Below are 18,031 nucleotides of genomic sequence, written 5' to 3'. Positions count from 1 at the left end.
CGGCTCCATGGTTGGCGCATGAAACCGACGATCTGGCACAATCCGCGCTGCAGCAAGTCGCGGCAGACTCTCGAACTGCTGCGGAGCAAAGGCGTGGAGCCCGTGATCCGGGAATACCTCAAGGACCCGCCGAGCAAGGCCGAGGTCGAGAAGCTGATCGATCTCGTCGGCGGCAACCCGCACGATCTCCTCCGCGACGCCGAACCCGAGTTCAAGGCGCTCGGGAAAAAGAAGACCGATCTCGGCAAGGCCGAGGTCGCCAAGGCGATCGCCGCCCATCCGATCCTGCTGCAGCGTCCCATCGTGGTCGCAGGCTCACGCGCCGCGATCGGCCGGCCGCCCGAGGCGGTATTGCCGCTGCTGAAGTAGCCCGCCATGGCCGGACGGATCCGCCTCTGGTCGAGCTACGTCCTCTTCTTCTATGTCGTCACGCATCTGCTCAATCACGCGCTCGGGCTGATCTCGTTGCGCGTGCTCGAGGCCGGCCGGATCTGGTTCGTCTTCATCTGGCAAAATCCGGTCGGCCAGGCCGTTCTCTACGGCGCGCTGCTCACCCATTTTTGCCTGGCACTGTGGTCACTCTATCGACGCCGGACGCTGCAGCTTTCGCGCTGGGAATGGTCGCAATGGATCCTCGGCGTGTTGATCGTGCCGCTGGGCACGATCCATGTCGTCGGCACGCGCATCGCCCACGAACTCTACAATGTCGAATCGGGCTACCCGTGGGTCCTCGGATCGCTGGTCGCGAGCGACTGGACGTCTACCGCCCGCCAATTCTCGCTGCCCCTTGTCGTCTGGCTGCATGCCTGCATCGGGCTGCACTTCGCCTGGCGCCTGCGGCCGTGGTACCGGCCCTGGCTGCCGGTGCTCTACGCCTTCGCCTTGCTGGTGCCGATCGCCGGCGTCGCCGGCGCGGCAATTGCGCTTCGCGACGTCGCCGAACTCGCCCAGCAGCCGGGCTTCCTCAACGAGCTCTTCGCCCGCGTGCACGTCCCGACGGCCGCCCAGATCGCCACGCTCTATTCGATCGCAGATGCCCTTCAGTTCACGGCGCTCGGCCTTCTCGTCGCGCTGCTGCTGGCGCGTCCGGCCCGTACCCTTTGGGAACGCCGCGCCGGCGTCGTCCATCTGAGCTATGGCGAACGCCGGACCGCCTCTCACGCGACCGGGCTCACCGTTCTGGAGATGAGCCGCATCGCCGGCATCCCGCATGCCTCCGTTTGCGGCGGACGCGGCCGCTGCTCGACCTGCAGGGTGCGCATGGGCGGCGACGATCGGGCCAAGCTGCCGCCGGCCTCGGTCGAAGAGCAGAAGGTCCTGTCCCGCGTCGGCGCACCGGACAATGTCCGCCTCGCCTGCCAGCTCCGGCCGCCGCCCGGCCGCTATCGGGTGACGCCGTTGCTGCCGGCGTCGGCGGGTCCGGTGGAGGCCTATCGCCGCCAGCCTCAAGCCCATGGCGGCGAGCACTACGTCGCCATCCTGTTCGCCGACATCCGCGGCTTCACGTCGATCTCCGAGGGCAAGCTGCCCTATGACGTGGTGTTCCTGCTCAACCGGTATTTCCGCGCCACCGGGCAGGCGGTCGAAGCGGCCGGCGGCCGTCTCGACAAGTTCATCGGCGACGGCGTGATGGCGATCTTCGGTCTCAACACCGATCCCCAGACAGCCTGCCGGCAGGCCCTTGATGCCGCGCGGCGCATGGCTCTCGCTCTCGATGATCTCAACGAGGCGATGTCGGGCGACCTCGATCTGCCCTTGCGCATCGGGATCGGCCTGCATGCGGGACCGGCCATTGTCGGCGAAATGGGTTACGAACGCGCCGCCCAGATCACGGCGATCGGCGATACCGTCAACACGGCCAGCCGTCTCGAGACGTTGACCAAGGAGTTCGGCGCCGAGCTTGTCGTGTCGCAGGAACTGCTGGACAGCGCCGGCGTGAAGCTGGAGACGGCGCCGCGTCACGACGTCGAGATCCGGGGGCGTCAAGGCCGGTTGGCCGTGCGTGCGCTCGCCAGCGCCTCCGATCTCACGGCAATGTCATAAGAATTTCGTTGCCCCGGCCAGCCGCAGAGCAAGAATCCACCGAAGCAGGAGGTAGACCATGCGCTCGACCCTAGTTGCCATCATCGCCGCTCTCAGCTTCGGCCTCGCGGCCAGTGCTTTCGCCGCAGGCGGCGGCGGCGGTGGCGCAGATCAGCCCGCGGCCAAGCCTGCCGATCCCAACTACACGCGCGCCAAGGCGATGATCGAAGGCCGGGACTACGCCAACGCGCTGCCCCTCCTGCAACAGGTGGTGGCCAGGGACCCGAAGAATGCCGACGCCTACAACATGATGGGCTTTGCCACGCGCAAGTCCGGCAATCCCAACGGCTCACTGCAATACTACCAGCAGGCGCTCGCCATTGATGCCCGGCATCTCGGGGCGCACGAGTACATTGGCGAAGCCTATCTGATGCTCGACCAGCCGGCGCAGGCCGAGCAGCATCTGGCTCGTCTCGACTCCCTCTGCGTATTTGGCTGCGCCGAGTACCGCATGCTCAAGGCGGCGGTCGCCAACTACAAGGCCGGCAGGAAGCCCACGAACTGACATCGCGCGGCAGGAGCATGTTCCGGTCAGATGTCATCGGAACGCGGTTCGCTGCTGAGGAACCTGTGCCAGCACCACCTGCATCCTGCGCCAAGTTCATTGAACCTTTCGAGCGGGAATCTTATATTTACAGCAGTGCACGACGATCCCAAGGGGCTCCAAACGGACTCCAAAACGGGCGGTGGTCGTGGACCTTGTGTGGTGTGATTTGATCTGTGTGACCGCCCGTGTGGTGGTAGCCGAGTCTTTCCCGGAGATCGCCTCGATGCGCTGAGCGCACCCGGTTGTCGCTTTGTTGATGCTTGACCGTCAGCGAGCCCCAGCCGGATGAGAGGAGGCTGTCATGAGAAGGGCAACGCTTGCCGGCGCCGCCGGCCTAACCGCGATGATCTTCGTTCTCACCGTTCTCTCCGTCGTGCAGCCACTGGCCGACGCTCCGGCCGTGGCGGCCAACGCCGACGAGATCAACCGGGCCCTCAGAGGGAAGGCCTGCACCACCAGAATGGGCGCCACCTTCACTTTCGGGCTCGACGGGAGCTACGCCTACGTCGGGCTATGGGAGAGTAGCGGGGCGTACACGATCGGCGACGGCACCGTCACGGTCACGCTCGACAATGGCCTCGCGCGATCGTTCGCCATCTCGCGGCACGGCAAGGTCCTGTACATCGAAGAAACGGCCTTGTCCTGCCCGGCGTCGGAGCCGACGGCATAGCAATCTTTCTTTCAGTGCCGTTACCGTAGGTGTCCCGTGTGCCCAAGCAGGTATGGGCCGGGCTGCGGCCAGACAGTGAGGCTATGCGGTTCCCTGCCGCCGCGGACGGCCCGCACGGCGCCGGTCATGGTATTGACGGCATGGACCTCGTCATCGAACCACCCGGACAGCCAGAGAAGCCTTCCAAAGCATTGCTGCGCAAGGCCGTCACATGGCTCCATCGATGTTCTATGGGACACTGCCGGGCAACTCCTCCCGCGCCGCGCCCCATACGAACGCGCCGACTACTCCGCCAACGTTGGCTACGGTCTACCTAGACGGAAGCCGCTCTTGCAGCGAAATTTGCAGCGGCAGAAGGCCTTCACGGGCTTTCCCGCCGACGGCCCGGCCCGCTATGCTGCCGGCGGATAAACGCCCGTTTACGCCGCCGCTATCGGAGGGCCTTCCGCGATGAGCACCGCCGTCACTCCCGTTCCGCTCGTTTTCGGCGACTACGCCCTCGAGGATCGCTACCGGCTCGACAAGGGCCGCGTCTATCTCACCGGCATCCAGGCCCTGGTGCGTCTGCCGATGATGCAGCGTCAGCGCGACCTCGCGGCGGGCCTCAACACCGGCGGCTTCATCTCGGGCTATCGCGGCTCGCCGCTCGGCATGTACGACAACGCGCTTTGGACGGCCAAGCGCTACCTCAAGGAAAACAACATCCACTTCCAGCCGGGCCTCAACGAGGACCTCGCGGCGACGTCCGTGTGGGGCAGTCAGCAGGTCAACCTCTTCCCCGGCGCCACCGTCGATGGCGTGTTCTCGATCTGGTACGGCAAGGGACCTGGCGTCGACCGCTCGATGGACGTGCTGAAGCACGGCAATGCCGCCGGCACCTCGCCGCACGGCGGAGTGATCGCGCTGGCGGGTGACGATCATGGCTGCCAGTCCTCGACCCTGCCGCATCAGAGCGAGCAGGTCTTTGCCGCGGCGATGATCCCGGTCGTCAATCCGGCCAACGTCCAGGAGTATCTCGACTTCGGCATCCTGGGCTTTGCCCTGTCGCGCTATTCGGGCTGTTGGGTCGGCTTCAAGGCGATCTCGGAGACCGTCGAGTCGGGCGCCTCGGTATGGGTCGATCCGGAGCGCATCAAGATCGCGCTGCCGACCGATTTCCAGCTGCCGCCGGGCGGGCTTGGCATCCGCAATCCCGATCCGCCGCTCGAGGCGGAGCGGCGCCTGCATGGTCCCAAGATGGACGCCGTGAAGGCCTTCGTGCGCGCCAACGGTTTCGACAAGACGGTGATCGATCCACCGCGCGCGCGCATCGGCATCATGACCACCGGCAAGGCCTATCTCGACACGCGCCAGGCGCTGGAGGACCTCGGCATCAGCGACGAGCGTGCCAGGGCGCTCGGCATCCGCCTCTACAAGGTGGGCGTCACCTGGCCGCTGGAACCCGAAGGCGCCAAGCGCTTCGCCCATGGCCTCGAGGAGGTGATCGTCGTCGAGGAGAAGCGTTCCAACCTGGAAGATCAGCTCGTTCGCCTGCTCTACAACCTTCCGGCCAGCGAGCGTCCGCTGGTCATCGGCAAGACCGACGAGAGCGGCCGCATCATCTTCCCGAGCGAGGGCGAGCTGTCGCCGACTGGCGTCGCCATGGTGATCGCCGGCCGCCTGATGAAGCACGGCGGCGAATCGCCGGAGCTGAACCAGCGCCTCGCGCGCCTCGAAGCCAAGGAAAAGCTCCTGAACGCGCCACCGCCAAAAGTGGCGCGCACGCCGTTCTTCTGCTCCGGCTGCCCGCACAACACCTCGACCAAGGTGCCGGAAGGCAGCCGCGCCATGGCCGGCATCGGCTGCCACGGCATGGCGATCTGGATGCCCGAGCGGCGGACGGCGCTGATCAGCCACATGGGCGGCGAAGGCGTGGCCTGGATCGGCCAGGCGCCGTTCACGTCGGACAAGCACATCTTCCAGAATCTCGGCGACGGCACCTACTACCACTCCGGCCTGATGGCGATTCGCCAGGCCGCCGCCGCCGGCGTCAACATCACGTACAAGATCCTGTTCAACGATGCCGTCGCCATGACCGGCGGCCAGCCGCACGACGGGCCGCTGAACGTGCCGGAGATTACCAAGCAGGTCGCCGCCGAAGGCGCCCGGCGTGTCGTCGTGGTGACCGACGAGCCCGACAAGTACGGCATGAACCCCGGCTTCGCCGAGGGCGTGACGGTCCGTCATCGCGACGACCTCGACGCCGTGCAGCGCGAGCTGCGCGACATCCCGGGCCTCACCGTCCTGGTCTATGACCAGACCTGCGCCGCCGAGAAACGCCGCCGTCGCAAGCGCGGAACCTTCCCCGATCCCGCCAAGCGCGTGTTCATCAACGACTCGGTGTGCGAGGGCTGCGGCGACTGCTCGGAGAAGAGCAATTGCGTATCGGTGAAGCCGCTCGAGACCGAACTCGGCCGCAAGCGCCAGATCGACCAGAGCAACTGCAACAAGGACTTCTCCTGCATCAACGGCTTCTGCCCGAGCTTCGTGTCGGTGCATGGCGGCGGCGTCCGCAAGGCCAGGCGCCCGCAGCTGAAAGTCGTGCAGGACGACCCCTTCGCCTCGCTGCCGATACCGACCATCCGGCCGATGAGCGAGGCCTACGGCATCCTCGTCACCGGCATCGGCGGTACCGGCGTGATCACTGTCGGTGCGCTGATCGGCATGGCCGCCCATCTCGAGGGCAAGGGCTGCACGGTGCTCGACTTCACCGGTCTCGCCCAGAAGAACGGCGCGGTGATGAGCCACGTCCGGCTGGCACCCAAGCCCGAAGACCTGCATGCGGTGCGTATCGCAGCCGGCGGCGCCAATCTCATCCTGGGTTGCGACATGGTCGTGGCCGCTGCGCCGGCGGCGCTGTCGCGCATCGAGCAGGGCGTTACCAAGGCGGTCATCAATGGCTACATGCAGCCGGTTGCGGCGTTCGTGCTGAACGGCGACATGGATCTCGGCGCCGAGTCGATGATGAAGTCGATCCGCGACGCCGCGGGCGAGGAGGCCGCGACCTTCGTCGACGGCACCGGCCTCGCCACCGCGATCCTGGGCGATTCGATCGCCACCAACCTCTTCATGCTGGGTTATGCCTGGCAGAAGGGCCTTGTGCCGCTGTCGCTCGAAGCTCTGATGCGCGCCATCGAACTGAACGGCGTGGCCGTCGAGTCGAGCAAGCGCACCTTCGACTGGGGCCGGCTTGCTGCCCACAACCTCGCCGCCGTGCAGGCCGCCGCCAAGCCGACGCTGCGGGTCGAGAAGCAGGTGGCACGGACGCTGTCCGACATCGTGGCCAAGCGGGTCGAGCTACTGACCGCCTACCAGGACAAGGCCTATGCCGAGCGCTACCGGGCCTTCGTCGACAAGGTAGCCACGGCGGAGAAGGACAGGGCGCGCGGCCGCAGCGGGCTCGCCGAGGCGGTCGCCAAATCTCTCTACAAGCTGATGGCCTACAAGGATGAGTACGAAGTCGGCCGCCTCTACAGCGACGGCGACTTCCTGAAGAAGCTGGGCGCCCAGTTCGAGGGCGACTACAAGCTCACCTTCCATCTCGCGCCACCGTTGTTCGCCGATCGCGACCCGACGACGGGAGAACTCAAGAAGCGCGAGTATGGCGCCTGGGTGATGCCCCTGTTCCGGCTGCTCGCCTCGATGAAGCACCTGCGGGGCGGCAAGCTCGACCTCTTTGGCTATACCGCCGAGCGCCGCATGGAACGCCGGCTGATCGGCGAGTACGAGACCACCGTCGAGACCCTGCTCGCCACGCTGGACCAGAACAACCATGCGATGGCGCTGCAGATCGCGGCGTTGCCGGAAACCATGCGCGGCTTCGGCCACGTCAAGGAGAAGAACGTGAAGACCGCCAAGGAGCGCGAGACGTCGCTGCTCGCCGCCTATCGCGCGCCGGCGACGGCGAAGCAGGCCGCAGAGTAACGTAGGAGTAGACTGAAGTGATCTGGTCCAGTCGATTGGCTTTGCCGGTGTTCTTGTTGCTTGCCGCCGCCGCGATCCCGGCGGCCGCTCAATCACCGGGTGGCGGCGAAATATTCAAGTCCTGGATCGGCAAGACGCTCGATGCCGAAACCGCCAAAGGGGTAAAGGTTGCGCTCGTGTTCGCCGCCGATGGCGCAGCGTCGATATCAGGGGCGTTTTCCGACAGCGGGAAATGGCGCCTCACCGACGACGGCTACTGCACCACCTGGAAGAAGTCCCGCAGCGGCCGAGAGGAATGCTACAGCGTCGTACCCGACGGCAAGATCTTCCTGATTCGCCTCAAGAGCACCGGAGAGCTGAGCGGTAAAGTCACGCCGCCATAGTCCCAGCGTCGGGGACTCGGTTTCAGAAATAAAGTTCGGGACGCCCGCGCTTCCGAATGGGGTTGGGGAGGAAGCGAAGGCGTCCCGGGTACGCGCGCCCCTGGAGAAGGGAGGTTCGCCGGGGCGTAAATCGCCTATAAGCCAATTCGCCTGGGGATTGTAAGCGCAATCAGGAGTCGTAAATCGCACATCTGCCGCACCTTTCAGGCGCGGCCGGTCTGATGCGAGAAGGATGCCAGATCGAACTTCCCGCCAGGACCGCCCTTGCCGCCCAGGCGCTCGAGCGCGCGCTGCCACTTGGCGGCAAAATCGGTGTCGAACACCAATTCGGCGTCGCCATCGACCACCAGCCAGGCGTTGTCCTGCATCTCGCGGTCGAGCTGGCCCGGCGCCCAGCCGGAATGCCCCAACGCCAACCATGCTTTTTGAGGTCCGCTGCCGCCCGCCATGTCCTTGAGAATCTCCAGCGACGCCGTCAGTGCCATGCCGCCATCGATCAGTAGCGTCTCGTCGCGCTTGTAGTCGGCTGAATGCAGCACCAGGCCGCGCGACGTCTCGACCGGCCCGCCGAACAGGACCGGCCGGTCGGCCTCCGCTTTCGGCACATCGATGCCGAGCTGCTTGTAGACCTGACCGAGCGGCAGATCGTCGACGCTGTTGTTGACGATGATGCCGAGCGCGCCGTCGTCGTCGTGCTTGCAGACAAAGACCACGCTCTTGCGGAAGCGCTCGTCCGGCATGGACGGCGCGGCAACCAGGAAGCGGCCGACCAACGAGGCCGCGGGGGAACTGGATCCGGGCATGATGAGATGATCCCTCAAATCCATGGGGATTGTCCGGTCAAAGGTCAAGGTAGGGGGCGTGCAATGGACAAAGCAAAGGGCCCGGCCTAGGGTCCGCCGGTCGTAAAACCGCCGTTTCGGGCGGCATTTGAAGGAGCGGAAGAATGGCGAAAGTTGGCGACAAGGTGCCGAGCGCCACGTTGCGCACGATGGGGCCGGAAGGACCCAAAGCGGTCACCACCGAAGAGATTTTTGCGCCCGGCAAGAAGGTCGTTGCCTTCGCGCTGCCGGGGGCATTCACCCCCACTTGTTCAGCAAAGCACGTGCCCGGGTTCGTGGCCGAAGCAGCTGCTCTGAAGGCTAAGGGTGTCGACACCATTGCCTGCATTTCCGTGAATGACGCGTTCGTGATGGGTGCCTGGGGCAAGGACCAGAAGGCCGGCGATGCGGTCATGATGCTGGGTGACGGCAACGCCGAGTTCACCACCGCCATGGGCCTCACCATGGATGGCTCGAAGTTCGGTCTCGGCACGCGCAGCCAGCGCTATGCCATGGTCGTGGACAGCGGCGTCATCAAGCATCTGTTCGTCGAAAAGCCCGGCGCCTTCGAGGTGTCCGCGGCAGAATACGTGCTGAAGCATCTCTAGCGCAGCGCCTCCGGCGCGGCCAAAATCGGCGGCGGGACGCTAAGTCCCGCCGCTTTCTTTTTGAGGCACCATGACCTCGGCAGAACCACCCGTCTTCACCGGCCTCTTTCCAGTCAACGGCGCCACGCGCCTCTACGGCACGATCGGCGATCCCATCCGCCAGCTGCGCATGACCGGGATCATGCCCCAGGTGTTTGCCGCGGTCGGCGCCAACGCGGTCTGGCTGCCGTTCGAGGGCGGCGCCGATCTGCTGCCGGTGATGCTCGATGCGCTCGCCAAGATGCGCAATCTCGGCGGCTTCACGGTCACCATCCCGCACAAGACCGGCATCCTGCCGCTGCTCGGCCGCACGACGCGGCGCGCCGAGGCCTCGGGCAGCGTCAACCTGGTGCGACGCGAACCCGATGGCACCTTGGCCGGTGACATTGTCGATGGCACCGGCTTCGTGCGTGGGCTTGCGGCGCAAGGCCATCGCGTGCGCGGTGCCAGCGTCTGGCTGGTCGGTCTGGGCGGTGCTGGCGGGGCCATCGCGGCGGCCCTCTGCGAGGCCGGCGTCGGACGATTGCTCGTCACCGAGATCGACGCCGAGCGCGCAGAAACCGCGATCGATCGCTTGCTGCGGCACTATCCCGACGTGCCGGTGGCGGAAGTGGCGACACCGCCCAAGGGCGTCCACATAGCCATCAATGCCACGCCGCTCGGGCTCCGCCCCAACGATCCGCTGTCATTCGACCCGGTCACCCTCGATCCCGCCACGCTGGTGGCCGATGTCATCATGAGCCCGGTCGAGACGCCCCTGCTGCAGCGCGCCCGCGCCCACGGCCGGAGAATCCATCACGGCCGACACATGCTCGACAACCAGATCCCGCTCTACCTCGAATGGTTCGGCATCGACGCCAAGGGCATCGATATCGTGGCGCTGGTTCGCTCGATCGGCACCTAGAGCGTCACGCCGCCGTTCACATGGAGGGTCTGGCCGGTGATGTAGCTCGCCGCCGGCGAACAGAGGAAGGCGATCGCAGCCGCCACCTCGGCCGTCTTGCCATAGCGGCCCATCGGCACGAGGGCGCTCATTTCCTGTATGCGGGCGAGCGACAAAGCGACGTGGGCGCCGGCATCCTTTTCGATCAGTCCCGGGGCCACGCAATTGACGGTGCCGCCCGAGGGCGCGATCTCGACGGCGAAGGCGCGGGCCAGCGCCTCGACGCCGGCCTTGGCCGCGGCGGAAACGGGAAAGCTCGGCAGGCCGCGGGCAAAGGCGTGCGCCACGAACGACGACACGCCGACCATCCGCCCAGTGGTTCCCGCCTTCACCAGCCACGGCTTGGCCGCAGTCGCGAGATCGAAGAAGGCCGATGTCATGGCCGCGAGGCTGGCATCCCAGCCGGCACGGTCGATCTCGCCGATCGCCCGGCGGTCGGCGAAGCCTGCATTGCTCACCACGACATCGAGCCGGCCGAACTTGCCCGCGGTCTCGTCGACCAGACGCCCGGCGGCGCCCGGCTCGGCGAGGTCGCCTTCTAGGATCAAGGTTTCGGCGCCGGTGCCGCGCACGAAATCGGCGACTTCCTCGGCCCCCGCGCGGTTTTTCCGGGCATGCAGCACGACGGCGGCATTCGGCGCGGCAAGCGCGCGGGCCGTCGCGGCGCCGATGCCGGAGGAAGCGCCGGTGATCAGGATGACTCGCTGGATGGAAGGCATGGTCGAAGCAGTAAAGTCCCGCGCGGCTAGCGGCAAGCCTCGCGCACGGCGGGCGCCAGGTACTCGGCGAACCGGCGCGAGCCGCGGGCCGAGAAGTGGCCTTGGTCGACGAAGTCGGCGCCGGTGAACGGATCGAGCGATACGGCAACATAGGTGTCGCCCAGGGCCTTCGCCGTCCGTTCGAGGATCGCGTTGAAGCGCTGCAGCAACGGCCAGATGTCGCGGTCGCGCACCAGCGGCAGCCAGCCATACTGGCCGTCGCCCTGCAGTCGCTCGCGATTAACCAGCTGCCCGACCCAGATCGTGGCGACGCCGCGCTCGCGGTTGATGGCCGATATCGACCGGATGTTGCGCTGATACAGCGCCTCCAGGGCGGGATCGCCGCCGCTCACCGGTTCGCGGCCGTAGGGATCGGCGAAGTAACGCACCGTGTCGATGTTCGCGCTCGCGAAACGCGCCAGCATGGTCAGCAGCGGCGAGATCGTGACATGCGAGCCGCCGATCCGGCGGACCTTGAGGGAGTCGACCTGGCTCGGCAGATGGAAGTCGGCATAGGCGGGATCGAGATGGGGGATGTGGGCATTACGCAAGTCGTTCCAGCCGACATAGTAGATGGCGCAGCGCGGCAGCTTGCCGAACTTGACCTGGTAAAACGTCGTCTGGATCAGGTGCTCGGCGGTCGTGTAGCCCGGCACGCCGTGGTTCACGACAAAGGTGCGGTCCGAGCCGAGCGCCTCGCCCAGCCGATCGCTCCAGGTGTCGCCCTCGCCCGCCCCGATGTCGTAGGTCGTCGAGCCGCCGAACGTCGCCACGACCGTCCGCCTGTCGAGCGAGTGCGGCGCGGGATCGCGGCCGCGCGTGCCCTCGGCCGTGTGGCTGATCGCGAGCCCGGTCGGGCTGGTAATCCTGAGCGACGGGATGGGCACGGCCTGCAGGAGCGCATGCCATTGGAATCGTTCCGGCTCGGCGACGTCCGGCGGCAGCAGCGACGCATCGGCATACCCGGCGCGTTGCAGGACATGCGAGCCCACGCCCCACGACAGGTCGACCAGAGCCAGGATCAGCAGCGCCGCCGCCAGCCGCGGCCAGCGGACAAGCGCGATCGCGAGGATCAGGAGCGCCAGGAGATAGAGGAAGTAGACGGCCCGGGGGCCGCCGGCGGTCAGTTCGTCAGCCGCAGCGAGCCATGCGGCCGAGACGGCGACAACAAACAACAGAAGCAACGCAAGTAGTGCCGGGATCGCCCGCTCGAACCGGTAGGGCCGGCGGAGGCCGGCATAAGCGAGGATCGGCTTGAACATGGAGACCGGGAAGAAATGGCGCGCCCGAAGAGATTCGAACTCCTAGCCTTCTGATTCGTAGTCAGATGCTCTATCCAGTTGAGCTACGGGCGCACGGCCGGAACGCCTCCCAGGAGGCATCCGGCAAGAAGGCGCGCACCCTAATGAAACTGTCCCCGTGTTGCAAGCCGTCGAGGGCTTGCAAGAAGGACCATAAAAGAGTGCACAATATGAGCCAAGTGCCTCTGATGCCTAAGAAATCGCCGCTTGTCGGTTTCACTTGCTTTCAAGTAGCATCACAGGCATCTGGATTTGGGGGCTGGTGCCCTGAATCGAGCTGCCCTGCTTTATGGGTGGCCGATGCGGAGGCGCCCAATTGATGATGCCAGGGCAGTTTCGAGGCCAACGATGGCGCTAAGAGTCCAACGATCCGTGCTTCTCTTGGCGGCGGTCGTTTTGAGCGGGTGCAACGAAGGAGGCCCTTTTGCGCCTTCCGTCAGCCCGCCCTCTTCGAACCCGGCCATCAGCCAGACCGGCACGCAGACCGTTAAGCAGCGCATCCAGCAGCTGCGCTCCGATCAGGCGGCGCTCGCCAACGGCATCTCGCAGCAGCAGGCGCAGCTCAACGCGACGCGCAGCCGGCTTTCGAGCGACTCCGCCGCCTACAGCAGCCTCGTGAACGGCATCACATCGCGCCTGCAGACCGGCACGACGCCGGGCAATCCCGAGCTGGTGAGCCAGTGGAACGCCGCGCAAGCCAAGCTCGACGACGCCACCCTGGGCGTCGGCCAACTGAATTCGCTGGCCAGCCAGGTGACGACCCAGGCCTCGGTCGCGGGCTATCTGCTCGAAAACATCCGCGCGACCTTCGCCGTCGGCGGCGCGGTCGACGAGGACCACCGCAACCTGCGCGCGATCGAGAGCGAGACCACGCGCTCGATGCAGCAGATCGACCGCCTGATCGGCGACCTCAACGCCCAGATCGGCCGCGAGAACGGCTTTCTCGCCCGCGAGCGCACCAACCTGGCCGCCCTCTCCTACGGCGTGAACCTCGGCCGCCTCGGCAGCCCGCCCGGCGCCCAGCGCGGCGCCACCGTCACCCAGCGGCGGCCCGTCCCGCTGCAGTAGCAGCATGACCTTTCGTCTTCTTGCCCTCCTCGCCCTGATCGCAGGCCTCGCCGGCACGGCACTGGCGCAGCAACCTGCCGTCTCGGCCGCCGACCGGGTGGCGATCCGCGACGTCATCCAGGGCCAGGTCGAGGCTTTCCGCCGCGACGATGGCGACGCCGCCTTCGGCTACGCCTCGCCGATGATCCAGGGCATGTTCGGCGAGGCCAACGTCTTCATGGAGATGGTCCGCCAAGGTTATAGGCCGGTGTACCGGCCGCAGACCTTCGACTTCCGCGAGATCGTCGAGATGCACGGCGAGATCGCCCAGAAGGTCCATGTCGTCGGTCCCGACGGCAAGCCCGTCACCGCCGTCTATCCCATGACGCGGCTGCCCGACGGCAGCTGGCGCATCAACGGCTGTTACCTGCTGGCGCCGGACGAACACCAGGCCTGATCGCCCGCGTCCATCATGAACCGCGTTTCGCCCAAGGTGCTGGCGCTGCTGGGCGCCCTCACCCTGGTGTGGGGCACCAACTGGCCGCTGTTCCGCATCGCCCTCGACGAGCTGCCGGTCTGGACCTTCCGCACCATCGTCGTCGGCACCGCCGTGCTCGTGCTGACGGCGATCCTGGTGATCCGCGGCGAGAGCTTCGCCGTTCCCAAGGGCAAGTGGCCCGCCCTGATCGCGGCCTCGGCCATGAACGTCGGCATCTGGAACATCGCCACCTCGCTCGCCGTCCTCTACATCCCCTCGGGCCACGCCTCGGTGCTGGCCTACACCATGCCGCTCTGGGTGGCGTTGCTGGGCTTCGTGGTGTTCGGCCAGCGCCTGACGCCCCGCCTGCTGGCCGCGATCGCCATCGGCGCGGCGGCCGTGGTGGCGCTGATGGCGCCCAACTTCCGCGACTATGCCCAGGCGCCGTGGGGCCTGTTCTGGGGCCTGCTCGCGGGCTTCTGCTGGGCCGTCGGCACCTTCATCGTGAAGCGCACGAGCTGGCCCGGCATGGGGCTCTCGCTCACCTTCTGGCAGGTCATCCTCTGCCTGCCGCCGATCGCGCTGGGCGCGCTCCTGATCGACGGCCTGCCGACCCACTGGCCCTCGGCCAAGGCGCTCACCGCCACGCTCTACACCGGCGCCATCCCGATGGCGCTGGGTACCGCCACCTGGTTCGCCCTGGTCAAGCTGCTGCCCGCCCAGGTCGCCGCCCTCTCCTCGATCGCCATCCCGATCGTGGCGATCGTGAGCGGCATCGTGATCCTGCACGAGCCGCTCTCCTGGCTGCAGGCCGCCGCCATCGCCTCGACGGTGATCTCGCTCTGGCTGGCGCTGGTGCCCGGCCGGCGGGGCTGAGAAGCCCGCGCTTTCGGGGCAGCATCGGCACACGAAGTGTCCCGCGAAATCGCGCCAGGTGTTCCGTTGCGTGTGCCGCGAAGCCCGAAATACCCGACGGAATCAACGGCTTGCCTCGACCTCCCGGCACAGTGCCGATGCCCATCGGCCACAGGCCCGATTCTCGGAGTTGTTCGGGAAAATCAGGCACCCCTGTCATCGCGGGCGGGGTAATCCCTGCCCTGGAGCGTAGCGAGGGACCTTTGCTCATGGCCCTGAAGATCCCTCGCTACTCTACTCACGGCTCAGTACCCGATCCTGGGCAAGACCGCGGGACGGCCGCTACGCCTCGAACGCATTGACCCGGCGGGCGCGCCGGGCGGGGCATGGTTAAATTTTGGATCGGCGCCGACGCTCGATCTCTCGGACAGACCTCGCGTGACGATATCGGAAATATAGCCCAAAACCTGCTGAACTTGCAAGTTTGTCTTAATCAAAAATGCCAGCAGTTTGCCAGCAGACCCCGGCGCAGAAGTCTATTCCTTGCGGGTGGTCGCCTGACGGCGGCACGCCAGCACGTCGTCATGAGCCATGCCGGAATAGTTCTCGACGATCGCGGCTTCGCTCCAGCCATCGGCGAGAAGGCCGATGATGAACTCGACCGACAGGCGAGTCCCGCGGATCACCGGCTTGCCGGCAAGGATCGCCGGATCGAGAACGATGCGGTCGTGGTTCACGGCATTCATCCCTTCTGGCCGTCTCAAGAATAGCAGATGCCCGGATCGGGGCAGCATAGTGCCGTTGTGATGATGCTCCCAGCCGGACGCCGAGAGGGAACGTAAGCAGCTCCGGGCCTCGGAAATACAGGGGGCCTTTCGGCCCTTTCATAGTCGGGGGGCCGTGGTAAATTTCGTATCGAGGCCGCGCGAGTAAGCCTCTCCGTTGGTCGACCGTCGTTAGGTTCGGGCGTCGCCGATAGCGCATACCACTGAAAGCAAGATCATGGTTGATCACGACCAAGTGCCCGCATCTGCGGCTCCGGACGCCGCCGAATCCCCGGCGGATTTTCTAGCGACTCTCGCGACCACGCTGCAAAGTGGCGATGGCATCGACAAGGACCTCGCGAAAATCCTTGCCACTGAACTCTTAATCGGAAATCCCGCGAAGGACGCAAGTGCTCGGGCTGTCTCGTCGATCGTGAAGCTTGCGAAGGACCGTGCCACGCCAGCCAAGGATGGCGAGGCGCCCGATGCCTGACGCGCCTTATCTCCTTCGTCGCCTCGTTCTGACGGGGTTTCGTGCCTACTTGCTTACGAAGGAATTCAACTTTGTGACCAAGCGATGCCTCGCCGTGTTCGGTCCCAACGGTTCTGGAAAGTCGAGCATCGTGGATGCCCTGGAATTCGTCTTCTCGGCCGAAGGCACACTTGAGCGCCTGGGTCAGCGGACGATCAACAATCAGGCTGGCCCGGTCGCTCTAGCGCACAATGCGGCGGAAGCAGCCGGCCTAAAGCCGAGCGTCACCATCGCTTTTGCTCAGGGCAAGGCGGTGGCCAAAGAAGGTACGCGGCAAGCTGCGACCTCTAAGCGCCCTATTCCCGCCATCGCTAAGAGTGTGCGCGACTGCTTCGTCGTGGATCCAATCATTCGAGGTTACTCGCTACGCGCGTTTGTCGAGTCGCGGACTGCCGAACAACGCTACACCGACGTGGCGACCTGGCTGCAACTCGGGCCGCTGGTCGAAGTTCAGAAAAACCTGAGAGCCGTTCGAGCGGCGGTGAAGGTCGCGTCGGAAGATGGGTCCGATCTCCGGCAAGTCGACCTGCAAGTCGCACGCCTGACTGACAAAAAGGTGACTTCGTGGGACGAAGCGGCCTGCGTTACTTATGTGAACGACACTGCCATCGCACCGCTCGACGCAACGCTAAAGCTGAGTTCGCTGAACGACAGTGACACTGGCTACCTTGAGCTGACTCAGCGAGCGAAGGACGAGGAAGGCAAACTCGGTTTGGATGGGCTGCGCCTGCTGCGGAGAACTGCTGCCGCGATTTGGGACAAGACCAAAGACGAAGCTGGCGAACATACTACTGGTGCGGTGCCAACCTTCGAGGCGACAGCGACGGCGCTTACTGTTGCTGTAGAGCTCGAAGAAGTCGAGCGAGCGAAAGCAAAGGACGCTGCCTTTGAGAAACTGTGGAGTACGGCGGCGCCACTTTTCCAAGCTGGCGCAGAAATTCCGGAGGTCTGCCCGCTCTGTACGACTCCGCTAGACAAGACGTCGGCCGGCAGCTCAGCTGAGATTGACAAGCATATCAGCCAGCATCTTGCCGATCTTGCAGCTTATGCTGCGGCAAACAAATTGCTACGCGACGCCGGAAAGGCCGCCGCCGATGCCCGCCGGCGCTTACTGACCGCTATCGACAGCTTGCAGGCGTTACTACGAGAAGACCAAGTGAGTTTAAGGGCGACGGTGGCACTTTATCGGACCGAAGTTGATGTTTGGCGTAGCGGCGCGTCACCAAAGTCCACGGTGGCAACGACAGGAATTGCCGCCCTGACCCAAGATCTTGACGATAAGATCGACGCCATTGAGAAGAGCCAAGGTGAACACACTTACGGCAAGGCAAAAGCCAAGGCCGATGAACTGCGTAAACTCAGAGTGGAACACGCCACGGCACAGCGCACGCTCGACGAACTCGGCAAGTTGTCGTCAGGACTCGCTCAGCAGGCTACTGTCATTTCTGGCGCAATCAGGGCAAAGGTGCAATCTCTGCTGGATCGGCTTCGCCAACCCACGAACGACATTTATGCGCTAATCCAAGGGCAGGGTGCCGCGAAGGTACGCCTGGAGCTTCCGGCCGAGGACGACGCCAATCAGCAGAGACTTCTTCTATTGGTCGATTTCGCCACCAACCGCGAGGGGGTTCAACCTTCCGGCTATCTCAGCGACTCACAGATCCATTCACTAGCGCTGGCGTTGCGACTGGCGGCGATACTCGAATTCAACAAGGGCGCACCGCTCGTGGTGCTCGACGACATCGTGACATCGTACGACGCCGATCACCGTCGCACCTTTGCGCAGATGCTTGCCGCAAAATTTGCTGACTGCCAGACTATCATTGTCACTCACGATGAGCGGCTCTTCTTGTATCTGAAGGACTTGCTCTCGCCTGCAGATTGGAACTTCAATCGTATTATCGGACTCGCTCCCGGATTCGGCCCACGACTTGGGAATGACATGGTGAGCGACGAGATGATCGAGAGTCGTTGGGGCGAGGGCCAGTCGGCAGCCAACGAGATGCGCCAAGCCGAAGAGGAGTGGCTATTGGCGCGCTGCCGGGAATTCGGCGTCGATATCCGTATCCGCCCGCTTGAGCGAGCATACTCATATGAGCGTGCCGAGCTGGCTTCAGCGCTGGCGAGTTTCCTTGGCAAAGCGAAACTCACGCCACAGCCTGTTGCTGGCATACAGAATCGTTTTCTCGATACGCTGCAAAAGGGTGAGGTCGAAAACTTCGGTAGCCACTTCCAAGATG

At 65.2% G+C, this 18,031-nt stretch carries 17 protein-coding genes and 1 tRNA gene; 13 read left to right on the top strand and 5 right to left on the bottom strand.

Annotation, left to right across the window (positions count from 1 at the left end):
• Nucleotides 1-18: 18 nt before the first annotated feature.
• The 6 genes from arsC to EPO55_RS04000 all read left to right on the top strand — a co-directional run bounded on the left by arsC (nt 19) and on the right by EPO55_RS04000 (nt 7,645).
• A complete protein-coding gene (arsC, locus tag EPO55_RS04025) occupies nt 19-369 on the top strand; it encodes an arsenate reductase (glutaredoxin) (RefSeq protein ID WP_296335147.1) in 351 nt (116 codons plus the stop codon).
• A 6-nt stretch (nt 370-375) separates the two neighbouring features.
• Complete coding sequence (locus EPO55_RS04020; protein WP_296335145.1) at nt 376-2,043, top strand: adenylate/guanylate cyclase domain-containing protein; 1,668 nt, start codon at nt 376-378, stop codon at nt 2,041-2,043.
• Nucleotides 2,044-2,101: 58 nt separating this feature from the next.
• Nucleotides 2,102-2,587: a tetratricopeptide repeat protein gene (locus tag EPO55_RS04015; protein ID WP_296335144.1), complete on the top strand. Its 486-nt coding sequence runs from the start codon at nt 2,102-2,104 to the stop codon at nt 2,585-2,587.
• A gap of 343 nt (nt 2,588-2,930) precedes the next feature.
• The gene (locus EPO55_RS04010) at nt 2,931-3,299 is read left to right on the top strand and encodes a hypothetical protein (protein WP_296335143.1); all 369 of its coding nucleotides are present in this window, start codon (nt 2,931-2,933) and stop codon (nt 3,297-3,299) included.
• Nucleotides 3,300-3,749: 450 nt separating this feature from the next.
• The gene (locus EPO55_RS04005) at nt 3,750-7,262 is read left to right on the top strand and encodes an indolepyruvate ferredoxin oxidoreductase family protein (RefSeq protein WP_296335142.1); all 3,513 of its coding nucleotides are present in this window, start codon (nt 3,750-3,752) and stop codon (nt 7,260-7,262) included.
• Nucleotides 7,263-7,279: 17 nt separating this feature from the next.
• Complete coding sequence (locus tag EPO55_RS04000; protein ID WP_296335141.1) at nt 7,280-7,645, top strand: hypothetical protein; 366 nt, start codon at nt 7,280-7,282, stop codon at nt 7,643-7,645.
• Nucleotides 7,646-7,848: 203 nt separating this feature from the next.
• On the opposite strand, the gene EPO55_RS03995 is transcribed toward EPO55_RS04000, so the two are convergent.
• Nucleotides 7,849-8,448: a YqgE/AlgH family protein gene (locus tag EPO55_RS03995; RefSeq protein WP_296335140.1), complete on the bottom strand. Its 600-nt coding sequence runs from the start codon at nt 8,446-8,448 to the stop codon at nt 7,849-7,851.
• 143 nt (nt 8,449-8,591) lie between these two features.
• On the opposite strand from EPO55_RS03995, the gene EPO55_RS03990 reads away from it, so the two are divergent.
• Together EPO55_RS03990 and EPO55_RS03985 are read left to right on the top strand one after the other, a co-directional pair.
• Nucleotides 8,592-9,074 (top strand): peroxiredoxin, encoded by a 483-nt coding sequence (locus EPO55_RS03990; protein ID WP_296335139.1) that lies wholly within the window; start codon nt 8,592-8,594, stop codon nt 9,072-9,074.
• A gap of 70 nt (nt 9,075-9,144) precedes the next feature.
• Complete coding sequence (locus EPO55_RS03985; protein ID WP_296335138.1) at nt 9,145-10,017, top strand: shikimate dehydrogenase; 873 nt, start codon at nt 9,145-9,147, stop codon at nt 10,015-10,017.
• Here EPO55_RS03985 and EPO55_RS03980 read toward each other — a convergent pair.
• The 3 genes from EPO55_RS03980 to EPO55_RS03970 form a co-directional block, all read right to left on the bottom strand.
• Nucleotides 10,014-10,775 (bottom strand): SDR family oxidoreductase, encoded by a 762-nt coding sequence (locus tag EPO55_RS03980; protein WP_296335136.1) that lies wholly within the window; start codon nt 10,773-10,775, stop codon nt 10,014-10,016. The genes EPO55_RS03985 and EPO55_RS03980 overlap by 4 nt on opposite strands.
• Before the next feature lie 26 nt (nt 10,776-10,801).
• Complete coding sequence (locus tag EPO55_RS03975; protein WP_296335135.1) at nt 10,802-12,076, bottom strand: GDSL-type esterase/lipase family protein; 1,275 nt, start codon at nt 12,074-12,076, stop codon at nt 10,802-10,804.
• Nucleotides 12,077-12,092: 16 nt separating this feature from the next.
• Nucleotides 12,093-12,169: transfer RNA gene (locus EPO55_RS03970), tRNA-Arg, on the bottom strand.
• Between the two features lie 318 nt (nt 12,170-12,487).
• Here EPO55_RS03970 and EPO55_RS03965 point away from each other — a divergent pair.
• The 3 genes from EPO55_RS03965 to EPO55_RS03955 are packed head-to-tail and all read left to right on the top strand — an operon-like array spanning nt 12,488 to nt 14,516.
• Nucleotides 12,488-13,183: a hypothetical protein gene (locus EPO55_RS03965; protein WP_296335134.1), complete on the top strand. Its 696-nt coding sequence runs from the start codon at nt 12,488-12,490 to the stop codon at nt 13,181-13,183.
• A gap of 4 nt (nt 13,184-13,187) precedes the next feature.
• Nucleotides 13,188-13,619 carry a DUF4864 domain-containing protein gene (locus EPO55_RS03960; protein WP_296335132.1) on the top strand — a complete coding sequence of 144 codons (432 nt, stop codon included), beginning with the start codon at nt 13,188-13,190 and terminating at the stop codon, nt 13,617-13,619.
• A 15-nt stretch (nt 13,620-13,634) separates the two neighbouring features.
• Entirely contained in the window at nt 13,635-14,516 is an 882-nt protein-coding gene (locus tag EPO55_RS03955; RefSeq protein ID WP_296335131.1) for a DMT family transporter, read from the top strand.
• Nucleotides 14,517-15,031: 515 nt separating this feature from the next.
• Here EPO55_RS03955 and EPO55_RS03950 read toward each other — a convergent pair.
• Nucleotides 15,032-15,232 (bottom strand): DUF433 domain-containing protein, encoded by a 201-nt coding sequence (locus EPO55_RS03950; RefSeq protein WP_296335130.1) that lies wholly within the window; start codon nt 15,230-15,232, stop codon nt 15,032-15,034.
• A gap of 265 nt (nt 15,233-15,497) precedes the next feature.
• On the opposite strand from EPO55_RS03950, the gene EPO55_RS03945 reads away from it, so the two are divergent.
• Together EPO55_RS03945 and EPO55_RS03940 are read left to right on the top strand one after the other, a co-directional pair.
• Nucleotides 15,498-15,752, top strand: a complete 255-nt coding sequence (locus EPO55_RS03945; RefSeq protein ID WP_296335129.1) for a hypothetical protein — start codon at nt 15,498-15,500, stop codon at nt 15,750-15,752.
• Nucleotides 15,745-18,031 (top strand): AAA family ATPase (locus EPO55_RS03940; RefSeq protein ID WP_296335127.1); only part of this gene is annotated, 2,287 nt, incomplete at its 3' end. The genes EPO55_RS03945 and EPO55_RS03940, both read left to right, overlap by 8 nt.

Origin of the sequence: Reyranella sp. (genome assembly GCF_004296935.1) — a bacterium.
Taxonomy (GTDB): domain Bacteria; phylum Pseudomonadota; class Alphaproteobacteria; order Reyranellales; family Reyranellaceae; genus Reyranella.
The sequence above is the reverse complement of the archived record's forward strand: the minus strand, read 5'-3'. Positions and strand labels throughout refer to the sequence as shown.